Annotated in this window: 12 protein-coding genes; 7 read left to right on the top strand and 5 right to left on the bottom strand. The window is 71.1% G+C overall.

Annotated features, from left to right (window positions below):
- Positions 1-119 precede the first annotated feature (119 nt).
- The 3 genes from ACFUPX_RS31570 to ACFUPX_RS31560 all read right to left on the bottom strand — a co-directional run bounded on the left by ACFUPX_RS31570 (position 120) and on the right by ACFUPX_RS31560 (position 5,907).
- Positions 120-2,915 carry a glycosyl hydrolase gene (locus ACFUPX_RS31570; protein WP_383330349.1) on the bottom strand — a complete coding sequence of 932 codons (2,796 nt, stop codon included), beginning with the start codon at positions 2,913-2,915 and terminating at the stop codon, positions 120-122.
- Between the two features lie 164 nt (positions 2,916-3,079).
- Positions 3,080-3,943 carry a YhjD/YihY/BrkB family envelope integrity protein gene (locus ACFUPX_RS31565; RefSeq protein WP_383330346.1) on the bottom strand — a complete coding sequence of 288 codons (864 nt, stop codon included), beginning with the start codon at positions 3,941-3,943 and terminating at the stop codon, positions 3,080-3,082.
- Between the two features lie 266 nt (positions 3,944-4,209).
- Entirely contained in the window at positions 4,210-5,907 is a 1,698-nt protein-coding gene (locus ACFUPX_RS31560; protein ID WP_383330343.1) for an AMP-binding protein, read from the bottom strand.
- 184 nt (positions 5,908-6,091) lie between these two features.
- Here ACFUPX_RS31560 and ACFUPX_RS31555 point away from each other — a divergent pair, with 184 nt between their 5' ends.
- Both ACFUPX_RS31555 and ACFUPX_RS31550 read left to right on the top strand, forming a co-directional pair.
- The gene (locus ACFUPX_RS31555; protein WP_383330340.1) at positions 6,092-6,931 is read left to right on the top strand and encodes a response regulator transcription factor; all 840 of its coding nucleotides are present in this window, start codon (positions 6,092-6,094) and stop codon (positions 6,929-6,931) included.
- Positions 6,932-7,036: 105 nt separating this feature from the next.
- Entirely contained in the window at positions 7,037-7,684 is a 648-nt protein-coding gene (locus ACFUPX_RS31550) for a LysE family translocator (protein ID WP_383330337.1), read from the top strand.
- 115 nt (positions 7,685-7,799) lie between these two features.
- On the opposite strand, the gene ACFUPX_RS31545 is transcribed toward ACFUPX_RS31550, so the two are convergent.
- The gene (locus ACFUPX_RS31545) at positions 7,800-8,966 is read right to left on the bottom strand and encodes a winged helix DNA-binding domain-containing protein (protein WP_383330334.1); all 1,167 of its coding nucleotides are present in this window, start codon (positions 8,964-8,966) and stop codon (positions 7,800-7,802) included.
- Between the two features lie 196 nt (positions 8,967-9,162).
- On the opposite strand from ACFUPX_RS31545, the gene ACFUPX_RS31540 reads away from it, so the two are divergent.
- The 5 genes from ACFUPX_RS31540 to ACFUPX_RS31520 all read left to right on the top strand — a co-directional run bounded on the left by ACFUPX_RS31540 (position 9,163) and on the right by ACFUPX_RS31520 (position 13,204).
- Complete coding sequence (locus tag ACFUPX_RS31540) at positions 9,163-10,338, top strand: magnesium and cobalt transport protein CorA (protein ID WP_383330332.1); 1,176 nt, start codon at positions 9,163-9,165, stop codon at positions 10,336-10,338.
- A 190-nt stretch (positions 10,339-10,528) separates the two neighbouring features.
- Complete coding sequence (locus ACFUPX_RS31535; protein ID WP_383330329.1) at positions 10,529-10,828, top strand: WXG100 family type VII secretion target; 300 nt, start codon at positions 10,529-10,531, stop codon at positions 10,826-10,828.
- A gap of 68 nt (positions 10,829-10,896) precedes the next feature.
- Positions 10,897-11,193: a hypothetical protein gene (locus ACFUPX_RS31530; RefSeq protein ID WP_383330326.1), complete on the top strand. Its 297-nt coding sequence runs from the start codon at positions 10,897-10,899 to the stop codon at positions 11,191-11,193.
- 84 nt (positions 11,194-11,277) lie between these two features.
- A complete protein-coding gene (locus ACFUPX_RS31525) occupies positions 11,278-11,943 on the top strand; it encodes a hypothetical protein (RefSeq protein WP_383330323.1) in 666 nt (221 codons plus the stop codon).
- A gap of 10 nt (positions 11,944-11,953) precedes the next feature.
- The gene (locus tag ACFUPX_RS31520; protein ID WP_383330320.1) at positions 11,954-13,204 is read left to right on the top strand and encodes a hypothetical protein; all 1,251 of its coding nucleotides are present in this window, start codon (positions 11,954-11,956) and stop codon (positions 13,202-13,204) included.
- 125 nt (positions 13,205-13,329) lie between these two features.
- Here the strand turns inward: ACFUPX_RS31520 and ACFUPX_RS31515 are convergent, their stop codons facing one another.
- Positions 13,330-17,718, bottom strand: a complete 4,389-nt coding sequence (locus ACFUPX_RS31515; RefSeq protein ID WP_383330447.1) for an FtsK/SpoIIIE domain-containing protein — start codon at positions 17,716-17,718, stop codon at positions 13,330-13,332.
- Positions 17,719-17,849: the final 131 nt, after the last annotated feature.

The raw sequence follows: 17,849 nt of genomic DNA, 5'->3' as shown, positions 1-17,849 counted from the left end.
CACTCTGTGGCGTACCGCACATCAGGCGATACAAGTTGCCGGCCGCTTGGCACGTAGGCGCCGACGGGGCTGGATCGCCACCGTCGGCGCCTGTTGGCCTCGCCGTTCGGTCGGGGTGGCTAGCCGAACGGGATCGTCAGCGTTGAATCGGCCGTCCCGGTGCGAAGCTTTGCCGGGGCGTTGCCGATGGCCGACCACACTTCCAGGCGTACCGTCCCGCCCTTCAGGTCCCCGAGTGCGCCCGTCGCCGATTTGACGCCGCTGCTTTCGCCGTAGGGCTCCCAGCCGGTCACCGGGTCCGTGGCGAAGTAGCGGTAGGTTTCCGCGCGTTCGAAGGTTCCGTCGCCCGTGAGGTCGTAGCTGATCCTGGCCTGCTGGCCCAGGCCTACCGCGGTCCCCGCGTCCAGTTGGAGGCGGAAGGCCGTGGACTTGCCCGCCGTGAAGGTGCCGTTGACCTTCTTCGCCTCGTAGACCAGCGGCTGGTACGGCGTGCCGTCGTGGTTCGCGCCGCCCGCCGACGCGACGGTGTCGCTGCCCGCCGTGGCACCGGTCGCCGTGGTGAGCGCGCCTCCCGTACGGAGCTGGAAGACGTTCCCCGTGGGCGGGTCCGGGTCGGGGTCCGGGTCGCCGCCGCCCGTTCCGGTGCCCGTCGCCGTGGAGCGGGCCGGGACCGTGAGGGTCTTGCCGTCGGAGAAGGTGACCGTGCGGGGCGAGGCGCCGAAGTTGTGCGCCGCGTAGGTGCGTGCCGTCCCCTTGGTGAAGACCGCCGATGTGGGGATGTCGCCCGTTACCGTCGTGTCGGGGGCGCCCAGCGCGTCCAGGGTGTTGATCCAGTGGTAGGTGTGCGCCTTGGACTCTCCCTGCTCGGGCGTGTAACCGGCGTTGCCCGCGTCCCACTTGGCCTTGGCCGCCGCCGGATCGGCGAGCGACTCGAACTCCCAGAGGATGTCGCGCCATTCGGCCGCGGGGCCGCCGTTCTCCCGCACCATCTCGGCGAGGTTGCGGCGGATCGCCGACTTGTGACCGGCCAGATGGAGTGAACCCCCGGTGATCGGCAGGGCGTTGATGCCGTGGATCTCCTCGGGGTTCGCCGTCCACCACGTCGCGTACGCCGCTCCGCTCCCCCACACCATCCCGGCCGTGTCATGACCGAAGCCGGCGGGGAACACCTGCTCGTCGGCGTCGAACCAGTACTGGGCTATCGCCTCCGACTCGGTGGTCAGCAAGTAGGCGCCCAGGTCGCGCAGTTCGGTGTTGTCGGTGGCCGAACCCCAGAGCACCAGGGCCGCGCTGAGGTTCGTCGACTCGGACGACGACTCCTGGTTGTTGCCCGCCGCGAAGCCCTGGTGACCGGAGGCCCAGCTGTGGCCCGCGTAGACGTCGAAGCCGCGCAGGAAGGGGAAGGCCGACTCGCCGCGGGCGGGGTTGGCCGCGTCCTTGATGAGGGTTTTCACCATGCCGCCCCACGCCGAGTCGGCGGCCCAGGCCTGGTCGTACTGGGCGACGATCGCCGCCGCGTAGACGTAGTAGCTGTAGTGGAAGTGGTGGTCGTTCAGTTCGGTGTCGCTGCCGTACGACGCCGGGTAGCCGGTCAGGGTCTTCCAGTCCTTGTCGTACGAGAACTCGCTCGCACCACCGGCGGTGAACCACTCCTGGAGCCGGCCCTTGAGCAGACCGAGGAGTTTGTCGCGGGTGGCGCTCTCCCCTATCTGGTCGGCCACCGGGACGAGTTGGGCGAGCCTGCCCAGCGCCTTGCCCGTCCAGTACGTGTCCGTGGCGCCCGAGAACGGGTCGGCCGCGTTCGCCGCCTCGTCGAGATACGTCTTCAGCCGCGCCCGGTCGACGCCCGAGGACTTCGGGAGGGCGGGCAGGACAGAGGACGACTTCTGGGTGGTGGTGAAGGACGTACCCTCGCGCACCTTCATCGTGCCGCGCGGCGACACATAGGTGTAGGAGGTCAGCGGATCGGTCGTGTGCAGCCACTGGTGGCGGTAGAGCGCCTGGAGCGTGCCGGTCTCGCTGCCTTCCTGCGCCTGGGTGGTGAGGGTGTAACCCGCCTTCACCGAGCCCGCCGTGGAGGACCAGGTCGCCTTGGAGCCGGTGACGAAGCTGTAGGCGTACTTCTTGTACGTGGCGAGCGTGTCGGCCGAGGGGAGGACGGCCAGCGAGAAGTAGTCCTTGGCGCCCAGGCCCGCGGTGACCGTGGAGCCCGAGACGTTCCAGTCGCTGCCGCTCGGTGCGAAGAGAGCGTAGTGGTGGCCCCCGACGGTGATGCCGAGGACATTGCCCTGGTCGGCGAAGACGGTGGGCGCGGCGGCGGTGGTGATCTGGGCGTTGCCGCCCGAACCCTTGGCGTACACGAAGGGCAGGCCGTGGCCGATGGTGGTGCGCAGGGTGCGGGTGCCGTCCGACCAGTAGGGGGTGACGGTCCAGTCGGACCAGGCGTCGGCCTTGGTGTCCGGGGAGTTGAGGCCGGTCAGTCCGAGGGTCAGGTCGCGCTTGTGCGCGTACTCGTACTGGCGGCCCTCGCCGACGACCGCGGGGGTGGTGGGGTAGCCGACCTCAAGGCCGCCGGAGGTGGCCTGGTAGGTGAGCGGGTGCCCGTACATCGGGGTGGAGTAGGGGTTGTCGCCGTACCGCTGGAAGGCCAGGGAGGACCACCAGTCGTTGGTGGGGACCGGCTTGTCCTTGGCGGCCGGGGTGACCTTGGGGGTCACCGGGGCGCCGGTGTTGGTGGTGGGTCCCGACGTCCCCGCGGGGCGGGAGTCGGAGTAACTGCCGGATCCAACGGGGACGTTGGCTGCCGCCGCCGGAGTGGCGGCGGGGCCCAGACCGACGGCGGCCAGCGCGGCGACCAGCAACAGAGCGGTGGCCGGTCTGCGGAAAGGAGCGGTTAATGAGCGGGCTTCTGGCATGGACGGCACCTCGAAGTCATGACGGGAAGGGCGTCGTGAGAGCGCTCTCAGATGTCGAGGAACGTAAAACTCCAATAAAGAAGCGTCAATACCTGGGGCAGGTGTGAGTTGCCCGCGTCAGCGGGGCCGTCCCGGGAGTACGGGCCTCGGGCCGGCCCGGAGCATCAGCTCGGTCCGTCGTCCAGCAGTCCGCGCCGCAGCCGCTGCTCGTGGACGAGGCGGCCCACCAGCGCCCCGCCGTACACGACGAAGCCCACGCCCACCAGCCACGACTGCAGGATCAGCACGGTCCCGAAGGGGCCGTACGTCACCGCGCTCGACGCGATCAGCGGGGAGAAGACGAACTGCGAGAAGACCCGCAGCCCGAGCAGTCCGAGGGCGGTCGCGGCGGCCCCCGGGGCAAGCGCCCGCCAGCGGATCCGGCCGCAGAGGAGCATGCGCTGCGACCACCAGAAGAAGAGGAACACGCCGATGGTGTCGCCCGCGGTGACCAGGGCGGTCCCGGCGGTGGACGACTCCTCCGGCGAGGGCGTGGTGACGAAGAGCAGCAGGACGAAGACCAGCACGGCCAGCCAGACGACGTGCCGCCACATGGTGTGCCAGCGCGCCGACGGCAGGTCCCACACGCGTTCGTAGCCCGTCTGGACGGCGGATCCGAAGGTCACGCCGAACGCGGCAAGCGCGGCGAGGCCCAGTGCCGTGGTCCGCTGCAACGCCTGGCCCGGGACGCCGAACAGCTGCTCGATCTCCTCCTCCGGCACCTCGGACACCCCGAGCCCCTGCACCAGCCACCGGGCGAAGCCCTCTCCTCTCGCGAGGTCGGCCGCGGCGACGACGACCAGGAGGGGCACGAGGGTGAGGAAGCTGAGCGCCGCGAAACCCATGGCGCGGTGCATCAGCTCCATCTCGCGCCCACGGTTCCAGGCGAGCCCGACGACCGAGGCCAGGTGGTGGCGGTGGGAGCGCTGGAACCGCGGTCCGTTACGCGCGGGGCCGCCGTGGTCCGGCGCATCGGGTGCTGGGGGCATGTCGGATCGAATACCCGCAATCGCCGCGGAACCAGCCCGGCGTACCGCCGAACGGGCCCCCGGTCGGACCCCGATCGGACCCCGGCCGGGCACTCGACCGGGCGCTCGACCGGGCACTCGACCGGGCACTCGACCGGGACGCCCGCCTCCCGACGGCTCCCGACGGCTCCCGGCAGCTGACGACAGCTGACGACAGTCCCGCCAGCCACTCAGCCGAGCCGATCGGCGTGATCGTCACCGCCCACATCGCTCACCGCCTACACCCCTCACCGCTTGCCCTGCCGCTCCAGCCACTCACCATCCACCGCCCCCGACGCCGTCCGCTCCCGCAGATCGACCCGCCGGATCTTGCCGGAGATGGTCTTGGGGAGCTCCTCCGTGAATTCGATGCGCCGGATGCGCTTGTAGGGGGCCAGCACCGATCGGGTGTACTGGAAGATCGCCTCCGCCGTCTTCTCGCCCGGCTCCCAGCCCTTCGCCAGGACGACATACGCCTTCGGGACGGCGAGCCGCAGCTCGTCCGGTGCGGGCACGACCGCGGCCTCCACCACCGCCTCATGCTCCAGCAGCGCGCTCTCCAGCTCGAAGGGCGAGACCTTGTAGTCGGAGGACTTGAAGACGTCATCACTCCGACCCACGTAGGTGAGGTATCCATCGGCGTCGAGCGAGCCGATGTCCCCCGTGCGGTAGTAGCCGCCCGCCATCGCCTCGGCGGTGCGCTCCTCGTCCCCGTGGTAGCCGGTCATCAGGCCGACGGGCCTCGCCGACAGGTCCAGGGAGATCTCGCCCTCCGCGGCTCCCGGTTCGCCGGTGATCGGGTCCAGGAGCGTGACGCGGTAGCCGGGGCTCGGGCGGCCCATCGAGCCGGGAGTCAGGCGCTGGCCCGGGGAGTTGGCCACCTGGACCGCGGTCTCCGTCTGGCCGAAGCCGTCCCGGATCGTCACGCCCCAGGCGCGGTTCACCGCCTCGATCACCTCGGGGTTCAGCGGCTCGCCGGCCGCCACGATCTCCCGTGGTGGCGTGCGCAGTTGGGTCAGGTCGGCCTGGATCAGCATCCGCCAGACCGTGGGAGGAGCGCAGAAGCTGGTGACGCCCACGCGGTCCATCTCCGCCATCAGGCTGCCCGCGTCGAAGCGCGTGTAGTTGTAGATGAAGACCGTCGCCTCCGCGTTCCACGGGGCGAAGAGATTCGACCAGGCGTGCTTGGCCCAGCCCGGCGACGAGATGTTGAGATGTACGTCGCCGGGCTTCAGGCCGATCCAGTACATCGTCGCCAAGTGGCCCACCGGGTACGACACATGGGTGTGCTCCACCAGCTTGGGCTGCGAGGTGGTCCCGGACGTGAAGTACAGCATCAGCGGGTCGTCGGCCGCCGTGGGTCCGTCCGGCGCGAAGTCCTTCGGGGCTGATGCCGTGTCGGCGTACGTCAGCCAGCCCTCGCTCGGTGAACCCTCCCCGACCACGATCCTTGTGTACGCCCCCGGCACCCCGTCGAACTTCTCTACGTCCTCGCCACGGGTGATCACATGCCGCGCCCTGCCCCGCTCGATCCGGTCCCGCAGATCGACCGTGCCGAGCAGCGGCGTCGCCGGGATCAGCACGGCCCGCAGCTTCATCGCGGCGAGCGCCGTCTCCCACAGCTCCACCTGGTTGCCGAGCATCACCAGGATCCGGTCACCGGCCGCGACGCCCTGCTCCCGCAGCCAGTTGGCCACCTGGTTCGAGCGCGCCGACAACTCGGCGTAGCTGAAGCGCTGTTCGGACCCGCCCTCCTCAGCGATGTGCAGGGCCGTGCGGTCATTGCCGTCGGCGATCGCGTCGAACCAGTCCAGCGCCCAGTTGAACCGATCGAACCGAGGCCAGCCGAACCCCTCGTAGGCCGCCTCGTAGTCCTCCCGATGCCGCAGCAGGAAGTCCCGAGCCGTACGGAACTGTTCCGTGCCGCCGGTGTCCGTCGTCGTCATTGCGCTCTCCTCGTCGCCGGTCCGATACCCGGCAGCTTTACCGTGCTCTTCGCCGGAGTCATTGCTGGACGCTACGTAACATCGTGTAATTCGTGGTGCGGGGCTCACCACCCCCGGACGGGGGTGTCCCGAAGTGATCGGAGCGACGCCCGGTACGGAGTGCTCGGAGTGAAGGGTCGTGCGCGTGACGGCTGACGGAGGCGAGGCGGTCGAGTTGCGGGCCGCGCTGCTGCGGCTGCGGCGCGGCACGGGGCTGCCGGTGGCCTTCGGGGGCCTCGTGGAGGGGCAGGGGCGGGTGATGCGGATCGGCGAGCTGACGGGCACGGGGACGCGTGCGCTGTGCGGGCTCGCGGTGTCGTCGGGGAACGGCCTCGGCGGCAAGGCGGTCGCGCTCTCGCGTCCTTGCGCGGTCACGGATTACCACGACTCGCGCCACATCAGCCATGAGTACGACAGCGCCGTGGCCGCGGAGGGTCTGCGCTCGGTGCTGGCGGTGCCGGTGGTGGTACGGCGCAGGGTGCGGGGCGTTCTGTACGGGGCCCTGCGCTCGGCCCAGCCGCTGGGTGACCGCACGCTGTCGGCGGCGGTGGCGGCGGCGCGGGACGTGGAGCAGGCCCTTGTCGTACGGGACGAGGTACACGAACTCCTCGTGGCGGCGCGGGAGCCGCAGGCGGGCGCCGGGCCCGCCTGGGAGCAGGTCCGCGAGGCGCACGGCGCGCTACGGGGTCTTGCCCCACGGATCACCGATCCGGCACTGCGGGCGGAAATCCTGGCGGTGTGCGGCCGGTTGGCTTCAGCGGCCACGGTGCCGCAGGGACGCGAGCGGTCGGTGTCCCTCGCGCCGCGCGAGGTGGACGTCCTGGCGTGCGTGGCCGGGGGCGCGACGAACGCGGTGGCGGCGGAACGGCTCGGGCTGCGGCCCGAGACGGTGAAGGGGTATCTGCGGGCGGCCATGCGGAAGTTGGGGGCGCACACGCGGCTGGAGGCGGTGGTGGCGGCGCGGAGGGCGGGACTGCTGCCGTGAGTACATTACGAGGCGCGGCGCCTGAGACTGCGACGGCGCCTGCTAGGGCTAGGGCTACGGCTACTACGACTGCGGATCAGGTGGGCCGCGGAGGGGGTGACGGACATGGTGTCCACGGACCGTTTTCTGGCTTTCGCGGCGATGTCCCTGCTGGTGATCGTGATTCCGGGGCCGAGCGTCCTGTTCGTGATCGGCCGGGCCCTGGCCCACGGCCGCCGCACTGCCGTGGCGACGGCACTCGGCAATCTCCTGGGGTCGTACGTCCTGGTCGTCGCGGTGGCGTTCGGCGTCGGCTCGCTCGTCGAGCGGTCGGCCGCGGTGTTCATGGTGGTGAAGCTGGCGGGCGCCGCGTATCTGGTTTTCCTCGGCGTGCAGGCCTTCCGGCACCGCAAGGAGATGCGGGCCACGTCCATGGGAACGGCCTCCCCCGGTGAGGGGCGCAGCGATCTGCGTACGGTCCTGGACGGCGCGCTCGTCGGCGTGACGAACCCGAAGGGCATCGTGTTCTTCGCGGCGGTGCTGCCCCAGTTCGTCGACCACTCGGCGGGTCATCTGCCCGCGCAGATGCTGGTCCTCGGGCTCGTACCGATCGGCATCGGCCTTGTCACGGACACCCTGTGGGGGCTGACGGCGTCCGCGGCCCGCTCCTGGTTCGCACGCTCCGAGCGGCGCCTTTCGCTGATCGGCGGGGCCGGGGGCGTCACGATGATCGGGCTCGGGGTGACTGTCGCGGCCACGGGCCGGGCGGACTGAGCCGTCGGGATGTGGGCGTGGGGGGAGAGCTGATCTGAGGCCTGCCTCTGAGACCTGCCTCCCAGGCTGCCTCTGAGACCTGCCTCGCAGGCCCGTCTCCCAGACCTGCCTCAGATCAACGCTCGATGACGGTGCCGAAGCGGACGTCGTACGACGTGGCGGCCTGGATCATCGGGCCGCGCAGCAACCTCTCGGCCTCATCGGTCAGTTCGCGGCGCTGGGCCTTGGTCAGGGTGCCGAACGGTTCGATGGTGAGGACGGCGGAGTCCTTGCCCTCGCCCACCCCCTCCTCGACGCGCCACACGCCCGCAAGGAAGCCGTCGATCAGGAAGACGTTGTGGGCGAGGTTCCCTTTCCAGGTGCGTCCCTTGTACTCCGGCGGCACGACCCGGCTGCGGTCGGCGTGCGAGAGGAGGAGGTTGTCGAACTCGGGCAGGAGGCGCGCCGGGGCCGGGGTGTCCGCGTCGGGGCGGGGCGCGTCGGGGAGGTCGAAGAGCTCGACGCCGCTCTCGTCGCGGAACGTACGCAGGTGGGGCCGCAGCCGTTCGAAGGCCTCCCGCAGGCGCGTCAGGCCGGCCCAGGTCTGCATGTCCTTGACGGAGGCGGGCCCGAAGGCGGCGAGGTAGCGCAGGACGGTGGCGTCCGGGGTGGGCACCGGCTCGCTCGGGCGGCCGATCCAGTGCTCGGCGGTGGTGAGCGCGACCTGCCCGCTCTGCCGCCACAGTCCACGCGGGGTGACCTGGACCAGCGGCAGCGAACAGCGGGCGGCGACGGCGAGCGACTGCGGGTCGGCGTCGGGCCAGCGGGGCAGCAGGATCTCCCGCAGCTGCTTCATGGTCCGCGGCTCCTCCTCGACGGCGACACGCGCGAGCGAGGCGAGTTCTCCCAGGTCGACGCCGGTCAGCCCCTTGCGGAAGGCGTGCAGCTCCCGGTCGCGCGCGGCCTGCACGAGCGGGCGCAGGGTGAGGGCGTCGTCGGCGGTGTGCAGGTGGATGGTGGAGCGCATGGTGACGATGCGTACGAGGGCCCGCGCGGCCAGCAGCCCGGACATCTCCTCGGGGTCGAACCCTTCGAGGCGGGCGGCGAGCGCGTAGTAGGGCGGCTTCACGTTCTGCGCCTGAAGCCCGAGGAGGTGAGCGACGGCCTGCTCGGCGGAGAGGTCGGCCGAGCGGCGCAGGAGGAGTTGACGGGCGAGGGTGGCGCGGTTGAGGGCACGGGGGGTCAGTACGGGGGTGGGGTGGGGATGTGGGGCTGTGGGGCCGCTTCCCCGTGTCTTCGTCATGCTCCGCACGCTAGCGGGACTTGCGGACATCGGCTGTCCGCAAGCGCGTCGAGATGGTGCCGCGCTCGCGACTTTTGGGACGTATATCCTGCGTCGAAGCCGTCAAAGCCGTCGAGACGCACGTTCGACACCCCCTTGACACCCCCTGACATCACCTGACATCACCTGACACCGTCTGACAACGGAGGCAGCCAGCATGGCGGAGCGCCGGGCCCGGCCCGTACCGAGCGCGAAGAGGCACGGCTGGCGGCGCACCGCCCCGGCCAAGGCCGCCGCTTCGGCCGCGGGGAACGGGGACTCCGCCAACCCCGGGGCGGCGCCCGACTCCCCCTCCCCCGCACCGGCGGACGCCGCAAGCGTCGTACAGGCCGCGCTGTACCGGGACGGGGTCCGCGTCGCGACGCCCGCCTCCCTCGCCGACACCTTCCGGGAGCTGCGCGAGCAACGTGACGGCATGGCGTGGATCGGCCTCGCCCGGCCGACGGAGGCCGAACTGCTGTCGCTGGCCGCCGAGTTCGACCTGCACGAGCTCGCCGTGGAGGATGCGCTGGAGGCCCACCAGCGGCCGAAGCTGGAGCGGTACGGGGAGACTCTCTTCGTCGTCCTGCGTGCGGCCCGCTACCTGGACGCATCGGAAGAAGTCGACTTCGGCGAGCTGCACGTGTTCGTGGGCCCCGACTTCGTCATCACGGTGCGCCATGGAGCCGCCCCGGACCTGACCGCCGTACGTCGCCGCATGGAGGAGAGCCCGGAGCTCCTCAAGCTCGGCCCGGAGGCGGTCCTGTACGCGATCCTGGACGCGGTGGTCGACGGGTACGCCCCGGTCGTCGCCGGCGTCCAGAATGACATCGACGAGATCGAGACCGAGGTCTTCAGCGGCGACCCGGCGGTCTCCCGCCGCATCTACGAACTCTCCCGCGAAATGGTCGAGTTCCAGCGCGCGACCCGCCCCCTGGTGGCCATGCTGCACTCCCTGATGGCAGGCTTCGCCAAGTACCGCACCGACGAGGAACTCCAGCGCTACCTGCGTGACGTAGCCGACCACGTCACGCACACCAGCGAACGCGTCGACGGCTTCCGCCAGGCCCTCGCCGACATCCTCACGGTCAACTCCACGCTCGTCACCCAGCAGCAGAACGCGGAGATGCGGGCGCTGGCGGAGGCGGGGTTCGAGCAGAACGAGGAGATCAAGAAGATCTCGTCATGGGCGGCGATTCTGTTCGCGCCCACGCTGGTCGGAACGATCTACGGGATGAACTTCGAGACGATGCCCGAGCTGCAGTGGGCCGCCGGGTACCCGTTCGCGATCCTGCTGATGGCCGTGGTCTGCGTCAGCCTGTACTTCATCTTCAAGCGGCGCGACTGGCTCTAGGGCCGACCCGCCTGCCTGCCCGTCTGCCTGCCTGCCTGCCTGCCTGCCGCCAAACCCGCTGGTCACCTCTTACACCGCCCGTTTCGTCACCGTTCCGCAACAGGCATGAACCGTCCCGCCGAATGCCCCGTACAGCCCGGTGTGCGCGGATCAGTGACCGCGGCGACTCGAGACGAGAGAAGGATGCGACATGGCCGGCGGCAACATCAACATCAGCCCGGACGAGATGCGGGAGGCGTCGACCTGGCTGCAGAACCAGAAGGAACTGATGCAGCAGAGCCTCCACGAGGCCGGCACCAAGATGGACGAGATGGTCGAGGCGGCCTATGCGACGCCGGGTTCCGAGACCAAGTTCCGTCCGTTCTGGGAGGAGTACAAGAACGGCACCGACAAGGCGATCGAGGGGCTGCAGGGCGTCAGCGAGTTCATCAAGCAGGTCGCCGACGCGTTCGTCGACACCGACGACCAGACGGCCAACTCCGTCGGCTGACGTGCCCTCGTGTCCGACCGGTCCCGCCCATACGCGGCGGGACCGGTCGGCGGGGAGAGGAGGAGCCGATGACGCGCATCAGCGTTCCCCTCGAGGACCTGAACGAGACCGTCAAGTCACTTGAGGACATCGGGGAGCGGATCAACGACACCGCTCGGCTCAGCGACGTCGGGTCGAAGGGCGACGTGGGCGATTCGACGCTCGCCGACTCCCTCGCGGACTTCGACGACGCGTGGGGCAAGGGCCACGAGAAGGTGCAGGACAACGTGAAGGTGTTCTCCGAGAACACCAAGAAGATCTCCGACGCCTTCACACAGACGGACGACGAGACCGGCAAGGCGCTCGACGACTCCAAGAAGGGCTGACGAGCACCTGCGGGCGAAGCCAGTAGCAGCGCCTGCGGGCGAAGCCATTAGGCAGCGCCTGCGGCAAGAAGGGACACACGCGTCATGACGCAACCGGTCACGGACCGGGCCACCGGGGCGCCCGCGCACTACAAGCTGCGCTACCCCGGCTCCTGGTGGTATCTGGACCTCGACCCGAGCAGTCGGGACGCGTCCATCCGCCGCCGTATCGAGCACCAGGCGAAGGGGTTTCCGCAACTCTCCCGCGAGCGGCTCGACGGCCTGATCCGCGACACCCGTAGGACCGCCCGCGAGGCCTACTCCCGGGGGGCGCTCCAGGCAGCGGGGATGGTCAGGTTCCCCGGCGGGGACGCGATGCTCAGCGCCACGTCCGTCGTGCTGCGGATGCCTGTGCCGGAGGACCAGTCGGCGGATCTGGCCGAGGTCCTCTTCGGGGCGGGCATGCAGGCCGGGGCGCCGCAGAGCAGCGGGTATCCGCCGCGCGAGGTGGAGCTCCTTGAGCTTCCCGGCGTCGGTCCCGTCGGGCGGATCGCCTCGGTCGAGGACATCGACCACAAGGGCACGCCGGTGCGCACCGCCCTGCTGCACACGCTGTTCCCGATCCCGGACCGCCGGGAGTATCTGCTGGTCTCCAGCTCCACGCCCAACGTGGAGCTCAAGGACCAGTTCTTCGAGGTGTTCGACGCCATCGCGGGGACGCTGCGCTTCGTGGAGATCAAGGACAAGCGCACGTACGAGAACGGAAAGTGAGGGCGCGGCAATGGCGCGGCCAGCGGTGTCCGACTGGGAGACGGTCTTCGGGTTCTCGGACGACCCGACGCCGGGCGACGCGGAGATGCTCGGCAAGCTCGCGGGCCAGTACCGGTCCGTCGCCGACGACGCGGACCAGGCGCTCCCCGTCGTCAGCGGCCTGAAGAACAGCCAGCTCGGCGAGGGCAAGGCCATGGAGAAACTCCGGGACAAGCTCGGCGACCTGGCCCATCAGGTGGACAAGCTGCACAGTTCGTACGACAAGGCCGCCCGCGCCCTGGACACGTACGCCGACCAACTGGGAGACCACCAGCGCAAGGCCGACAACGCCCTGGTCGAGGGGCGGGACGCCAAGGAGCGTCTTGAGCGGGCCACCGATGCCGCCGCCGCGGCGGGGTCCGTGATCAGCGGCCTGGACGCGGCGGCCCCTCCCCCGCCGGACGACGAGGCGGCCCGGCGCAGCGCGCGGCAGGCCATGGAGGGCGCCCGTGGTGATCAATCCGCGGCCCAGGGGGACGCCGACAGCGCCCAGGGGGATCTCGACGCCGCCCGGATGCTCGCCGAGGACGCGCGGGAGTTGCGCGAGACGGACGCGTCGACGGCGGCCCGCGCCCTGGACGACGCGACGAGCGAGGCGGTCCCGGGCAAGAGCCTGTGGGAGAAGATCAAGGACATCTTCAAGAAGGTGCTCGGCTTCATCAGCGCCGCCCTGGGCATCATCGCCATGCTCATCCCCGGCTTGCAGGGCCTCGGGCTCATCCTGACGATCGCCAGTCTGGTCACCGCCGCCGTCCCCTTCATCATGAACATCGTCGACAGCATCGAGTCGGGCGAGTGGGATGTGCTCGACATGGTCCTGAGCGGTCTGGGCCTCGTGCTCGGCGGCGTCGGCCTGATCAAGATCGCCAATCTGGGCGGGATCGCGAACACCCTCAAGACCGTCACGAACGACCTCAAGGCGATCCAGATCAACGTCAAGAGCGTGGTCCCCGCCTTCAAGTCGTTCTCCGGGTTCAAGAAGCCGGGTGACCTGGTCGCGAACCTGATGAAGAACATCCCGGGCAGCCTGCTGAAGACACCGGACGTCCTGAAGCAGCTGCCGGGGGTCACCAACATCTGGACGAAGGCGGGGGCGTGGATCGACCAGGGCAACAACGCCGTCGGCCTCGCCGGTTTCGCCTGGGCGATCAACGGCGCCGTCCCCAAGGGCACGACGGGCACGACCGTGCACGACTCCAGCTATGTGGAGGGCTCCACCTGATCCCTGGCCTCTGGGCTTTGGGCTTTGGGCTTTGGGCTTTGGGCCTTGGGCCTTGGGCCTTGGGCCTTGGGCCTTGGGCCGGCTCCCGCAAGGTCCCACGAAGTTTCGTGGGACCTTGCGGGATTTCAGCTCCCGGCCGACGGCGACACGATCACCGTCTCCGGCACCTGAACGGTACGCAGCACCCCGTCCCCCAGGTGCAGGATCGCCCGCCCCGGCCGGGTCGCGCCCAGGCGGCTGCGGGGCACCTTGACGCCGATCAGTTCGCCGTCGCTCATGTTCTGCGGCTTCAGGAGCAGGCCGCACCGGTTGCGGCGGGCCTCGGTGTGCCAGCCGGAGAAGCCGGAGGAGAGCCGGTCGGTCTGTCCGGCGATGACCAGGCCCCGGCCGTTCTCGGCGCCTGACTTGGCGATCTGGGTGAGGACGGGTTCGGCCTTCGTCTTCAGGAGGAGGTCGGCGTCGTCCAGGATCACCACGGCTCCCTGCGGCGAGGACGCGAGCGCCTCCTCAAGGGTGGCCGGGTCGATGTCGGACTCGTCGAAGACCGCGAGAACCCCCTCCCTTCCCGCGAGTTGACGCAGCGGCGACCTGGCGGGCGCGCCGATGACGACGGGCGTTCCGGCCGCGAGGAGCGAGAGCGCCAGCGTCGCCAGGACGGTGCTGCGTCCGGAGCGGGCGGGACCCGCCACGAGGAAGGTCGACGTGACGGTGAAGTCCGGGCCTGACGCGGTGAGTTCGTCGCCGCCGACACCGGCCAGGGCCCAGCGTGCGGACGGCAGCGGCTGCGGCACGTAGCCCGCCGCCTCCTCCCAGGTGAGCCGGTCCGGCAGGGTGTCGACACGGAACGGCCGTGTGACGTTGAGGAGTTGGGTGGCTCGCTCGCGGCAGTGCTCGGCGATCCGCTGGAGCGCCCCGGCCTGCGCCTGGCCCTCGGGGTTCTCCGTGAGGAGCGCGATCTGTACCTCCGCCTTGTCGGCGGCTCGGAAGGCGCGGCCGGGCGGGATCTCGTCGGGCACGTTGCGCTGGGTGATGCCGATCATCCCGTACTCGGACTTCTCGTTCAGCTTCAGTACGAGCTTGTCCTCGGTGGAGCCGTTGACCCGGCTGGAGAACAGCGCCCGGTCGCCGGTCATCACCAGGTGGATGCCGACGCTCGCGCCGTCCCGGAGCAGGTTGAGCACGGAGTTCAGCAGATTCCCCGAGTCGTACTCGCCGAGCTGCTTGTCGAAGACCTCCCACCGGTCGATGAACAGCAGGATGTGCGGCGGCCGTTCGGCCTCGGGCAGCGCGCGGCGGAGCTCCGGCAGGTCGGCGCTGCCGCGGGCGGCGAGCATCTCCTGACGCCGGGTCAGCTCTGCGGTGAGGCGGGCGAGCAGCCGGGCCACCCGGTCGGGCTGGGTGCGCTGGGTGATGGCCCCGCAGTGCGGAAGACCCTCGATGGGCAGCAGCGCGCCGTTGCCGCAGTCGATGCCGTACATGTGCAGTTGGTCCGTGGAATGGGCGAGGGCCATGGTGCCCGCGATGGTGCGCAGCGTCTGCGACCTGCCCTGCCGGGGCGAGCCGATGATGTGCAGGTGCCCGAGCGTCGCCGGGTCGATGACCAGGGGCAGCCTCGCCTGTTGCGCGGGCAGGTCCACCACTCCGTACGCGACCGGTGCGAGGTCGTAGTCCGAGGCCGGGGGCGGCGGCAGTTCGCCGGTGACCAGGACCTCGGGCAGCGGCGGCAGCCAGGGGCTGTGCTGCGCGGGGATGCCCATCTCCCGGTCCGCCGCGCGGATCGCCGTGACGAGCCCGGTGAGGTCGGTCTCCACCTCGGCGGGTACGGCCGCGCCGCGGGGCCGGGCCGGGAGCGGCTCGCCGAGGCGTTCCCAGCCGACGCTCACCGCCCAGGGCGCGGGCAGCGAGGTCGCGGCGGCGCCGGGCCTGCGGCCACCGACGCGTCCGGACTGGAAGGGCACCAGGGAGTTCTGGCCCAGGCGTACGTAGGCGCGTCCCGGGGTGCCCTGCGAGATTCCGGCGGCTTCGGCGGAGTTGAGGACGTCCTGGCTCTCGCCCGCGTCCGTCACGCGCAGCGCGATGCGCAGGTTGGTGTTGGCGCGGATCTCGGAGGAGACGACGCCGCTGGGGCGCTGTGTCGCGAGGATCAGGTGGATGCCGAGGCTGCGGCCCCGCTGGGCGATGTTGACCAGGCCCTTCACGAAGTCCGGCAGGTCGCGCACCATCGAGGCGAACTCGTCGATGACGATGAGCAGCCGGGGCATCGGCGCGTGGCCCGCCGGGTCGCGTTCGAGGAGTTCGACGTAGTCCTCGATGTCCTTGGCTCCCGCCGCGGCGAGGATGTGCTCGCGCCGGGTGAGTTCCGCCGTGAGGGAGACCAGGGCCCGCTCGACGAGGTGGGCGTCGAGGTCGGTGACCATGCCGACGGTGTGCGGCAGGTCCACGCAGTCCTTGAACGCCGAGCCGCCCTTGTAGTCGACCAGGACGAACGTCATGGCGTCCGGGCGGTTGGCCACGGCGAGCGAGGCGACCAGCGTCTGGAGGAGTTCGGACTTGCCGGATCCTGTGGTGCCCGCGACGAGACCGTGCGGGCCGTCACGCTTCAGGTCCAGGTGGAAGGGGCCGTCCAGGGACACGCCGACGGCCGCCCGGGTCGAGCGGCCCCCGGCCGTCCAGCGCGCCCGGATAGCCGCGGCTTGCGGCGGGTCGAGGGCGAGCACGTCGAGCAGCCGCGCGGAGCCGGGGAGCACCGCGGCTTCCTCGTCGGCGCCGCCCGGGTCCCGCAGCGGGCCCATCGCGCGGGCAAGGGAACGGCACCAGTCCAGGGAGACCGCGTCGGGCCGGATGCCCCCGACGGTGCCCCGCCCGGAGCGTCCCACCCGTACGGTCCCGCCGGGCTCCTCGGCGACGACGGCCTGGCATTCCTCGGGGAGCAGGCGCTCCTGGGCGTCCAGGCAGACCGCGCGGACGCCGACGGCCGGTCCGTCGCGCAGGATCTGCGCCACGCCGGGCAGCGAACGCAGCCTGCGGGCGCCGTCGAGGATGACGAGCACGTCGGGGCCCGCGGGACGGCTGCGCCGGTCCTGGCGTCCGGCGCGTTCGACGATCAGCGCGGTGAGTTCGGCGACCCGCCGGGCGCAGGTCTCCGTTCCGTATCCGATGCTGGCCGGGGTGTCGCCTGACTTCTTGCGCACGTGCGGCAGCCAGCGCAGCCAGGACCAGCCGTCGCGGCCCTGTTCGCCGGTCGTCAGGAGGTGGATCTGGAGGTCGCGGGGGCTGTGCAGGACGGCGGCCTGGGCGACCGCCCAGCGGGCCACGGCTCGTGCGGCCGGGCCTTCGCCCGCGATGCCCAGGACGTCGTGCTCCCGCAGCGGAACGGTCACCGGGACGTCGTACGCGGTCCAGGGGTCCTCGCGGCGGTGCTCGTCCTTCGTGGGGTCCTGGAGCACCACGTCGGAGTCCATGTCGGCGGTCCCGACGCGCAGTTCGAGGAAGTCCGCGTCGGAGGTGCGGCGTTCCCACAGGCGGCGCCGGGGGCCGACGGCGGTCAGGACGACCTCGGCCGGGTCGGGGAAGCCGCTGCGCCGGGCGGTGCGTTCGGCCGCCAGGGCCTTCGCCGCGTCGCCCTCGATGCGCGCCTTCTTCTCCTCGTAGGCGGCGACGCTGCCGGAGTGGGTCTGGCGCCCGGTGCGCCGGCTCATCAGGTAGTTGCCGAGGATCGCGACCGGGGAGAGCAGCCCGAACAGCAGCATCGTCATGCGGCCGAAGATCAGCGCCCCGGCCCCCGCCATCACCAGCGGGGCCAGCGCGGTGATCCACGGGAGGGGCCGGGCGGCGGGCGGTGCGGGCGGGGACGGCAGGGTGAAGCGGGTGGCGTTCTCGGCGGGACGCAGCCGCGGCGGCCGGTTGTAGTCCCAGCCGGTGCCGTCCTCGGAGGGCTGCACGGCCGCGTCCGGCTTCTGCGGCAGGGCGAGTTCGAGCAGGCACTCGCCGGCGAGGAGCTGCGCGCCGGCCTGCCAGGCGGTCGCCTCGGTGAGGTCCTCGCGGTCCAGTTGCAGGGTGCCGCCGCCCGGCGCGGAGGGGTCGGGCGCGATGCGGCAGCGTCCGCCGGGGCCCACCGCGAGGACGGCGAAGGGGCGGTCCGGCACGGCGCGCAGCACCTGGGCGGATCCGTCGTGGGCGAGACCGATCCGGTACTCGCCCATGTCGAGCCGGTGCACGGTGCCCGCGCCGGTCCCGCCGACCGTGCGGACCTCGACCAGACCGGCGGGTTCGGCCGAGGCGGTGCCCGCGGGGCGGCCGAGGCCCACGATGGCCGCGTGGTGGAGGGGTGCGTCCCGCAGCCGCAGGTCGGCGGGCAGCAGCCGCCCGTCGGCGTAGAGGCCAAGGCCCTCCGGAGGCAGGTGGACGCCTCCCGCCCCGCCCAGCGCCTGGGCGACAGCGCTCACGGGCGTGTCGGGGTCGGCGTCGAGATGGACGTCGAACGCGTCACCGCCTTCCTCGACCACGGTCAACATCAACGACACGAAAACGTCCTCCAGCCAGCGTGAATGGGGGCTCGGCAGCCGCACCCGGCGGCTCCCGTGCCACTGACGGGACCTACGGCGCCCGTCCGCGGATGGTTCACCCGGGCCGCCGGTGAACCATC

The organism is Streptomyces sp. NPDC057302, assembly GCF_042667685.1.
GTDB lineage: Bacteria > Actinomycetota > Actinomycetes > Streptomycetales > Streptomycetaceae > Streptomyces.
This window is presented reverse-complemented; position numbering and strand designations above follow the sequence as displayed.

What these genes read in the sequence shown, in the direction of transcription:
- ACFUPX_RS31570 (WP_383330349.1), bottom strand. Translation starts at nt 2,915, where the DNA reads ATGCCAGAAGCCCGCTCATTAACCGCTCCTTTCCGCAGACCGGCCACC.
- ACFUPX_RS31565 (WP_383330346.1), bottom strand. Translation starts at nt 3,943, where the DNA reads ATGCCCCCAGCACCCGATGCGCCGGACCACGGCGGCCCCGCGCGTAAC.
- ACFUPX_RS31560 (WP_383330343.1), bottom strand. Translation starts at nt 5,907, where the DNA reads ATGACGACGACGGACACCGGCGGCACGGAACAGTTCCGTACGGCTCGG.
- ACFUPX_RS31550 (WP_383330337.1), top strand. Translation starts at nt 7,037, where the DNA reads ATGGTGTCCACGGACCGTTTTCTGGCTTTCGCGGCGATGTCCCTGCTG.
- ACFUPX_RS31545 (WP_383330334.1), bottom strand. Translation starts at nt 8,966, where the DNA reads ATGACGAAGACACGGGGAAGCGGCCCCACAGCCCCACATCCCCACCCC.
- ACFUPX_RS31540 (WP_383330332.1), top strand. Translation starts at nt 9,163, where the DNA reads ATGGCGGAGCGCCGGGCCCGGCCCGTACCGAGCGCGAAGAGGCACGGC.
- ACFUPX_RS31535 (WP_383330329.1), top strand. Translation starts at nt 10,529, where the DNA reads ATGGCCGGCGGCAACATCAACATCAGCCCGGACGAGATGCGGGAGGCG.
- ACFUPX_RS31530 (WP_383330326.1), top strand. Translation starts at nt 10,897, where the DNA reads ATGACGCGCATCAGCGTTCCCCTCGAGGACCTGAACGAGACCGTCAAG.
- ACFUPX_RS31525 (WP_383330323.1), top strand. Translation starts at nt 11,278, where the DNA reads ATGACGCAACCGGTCACGGACCGGGCCACCGGGGCGCCCGCGCACTAC.
- ACFUPX_RS31520 (WP_383330320.1), top strand. Translation starts at nt 11,954, where the DNA reads ATGGCGCGGCCAGCGGTGTCCGACTGGGAGACGGTCTTCGGGTTCTCG.
- ACFUPX_RS31515 (WP_383330447.1), bottom strand. Translation starts at nt 17,718, where the DNA reads ATGTTGACCGTGGTCGAGGAAGGCGGTGACGCGTTCGACGTCCATCTC.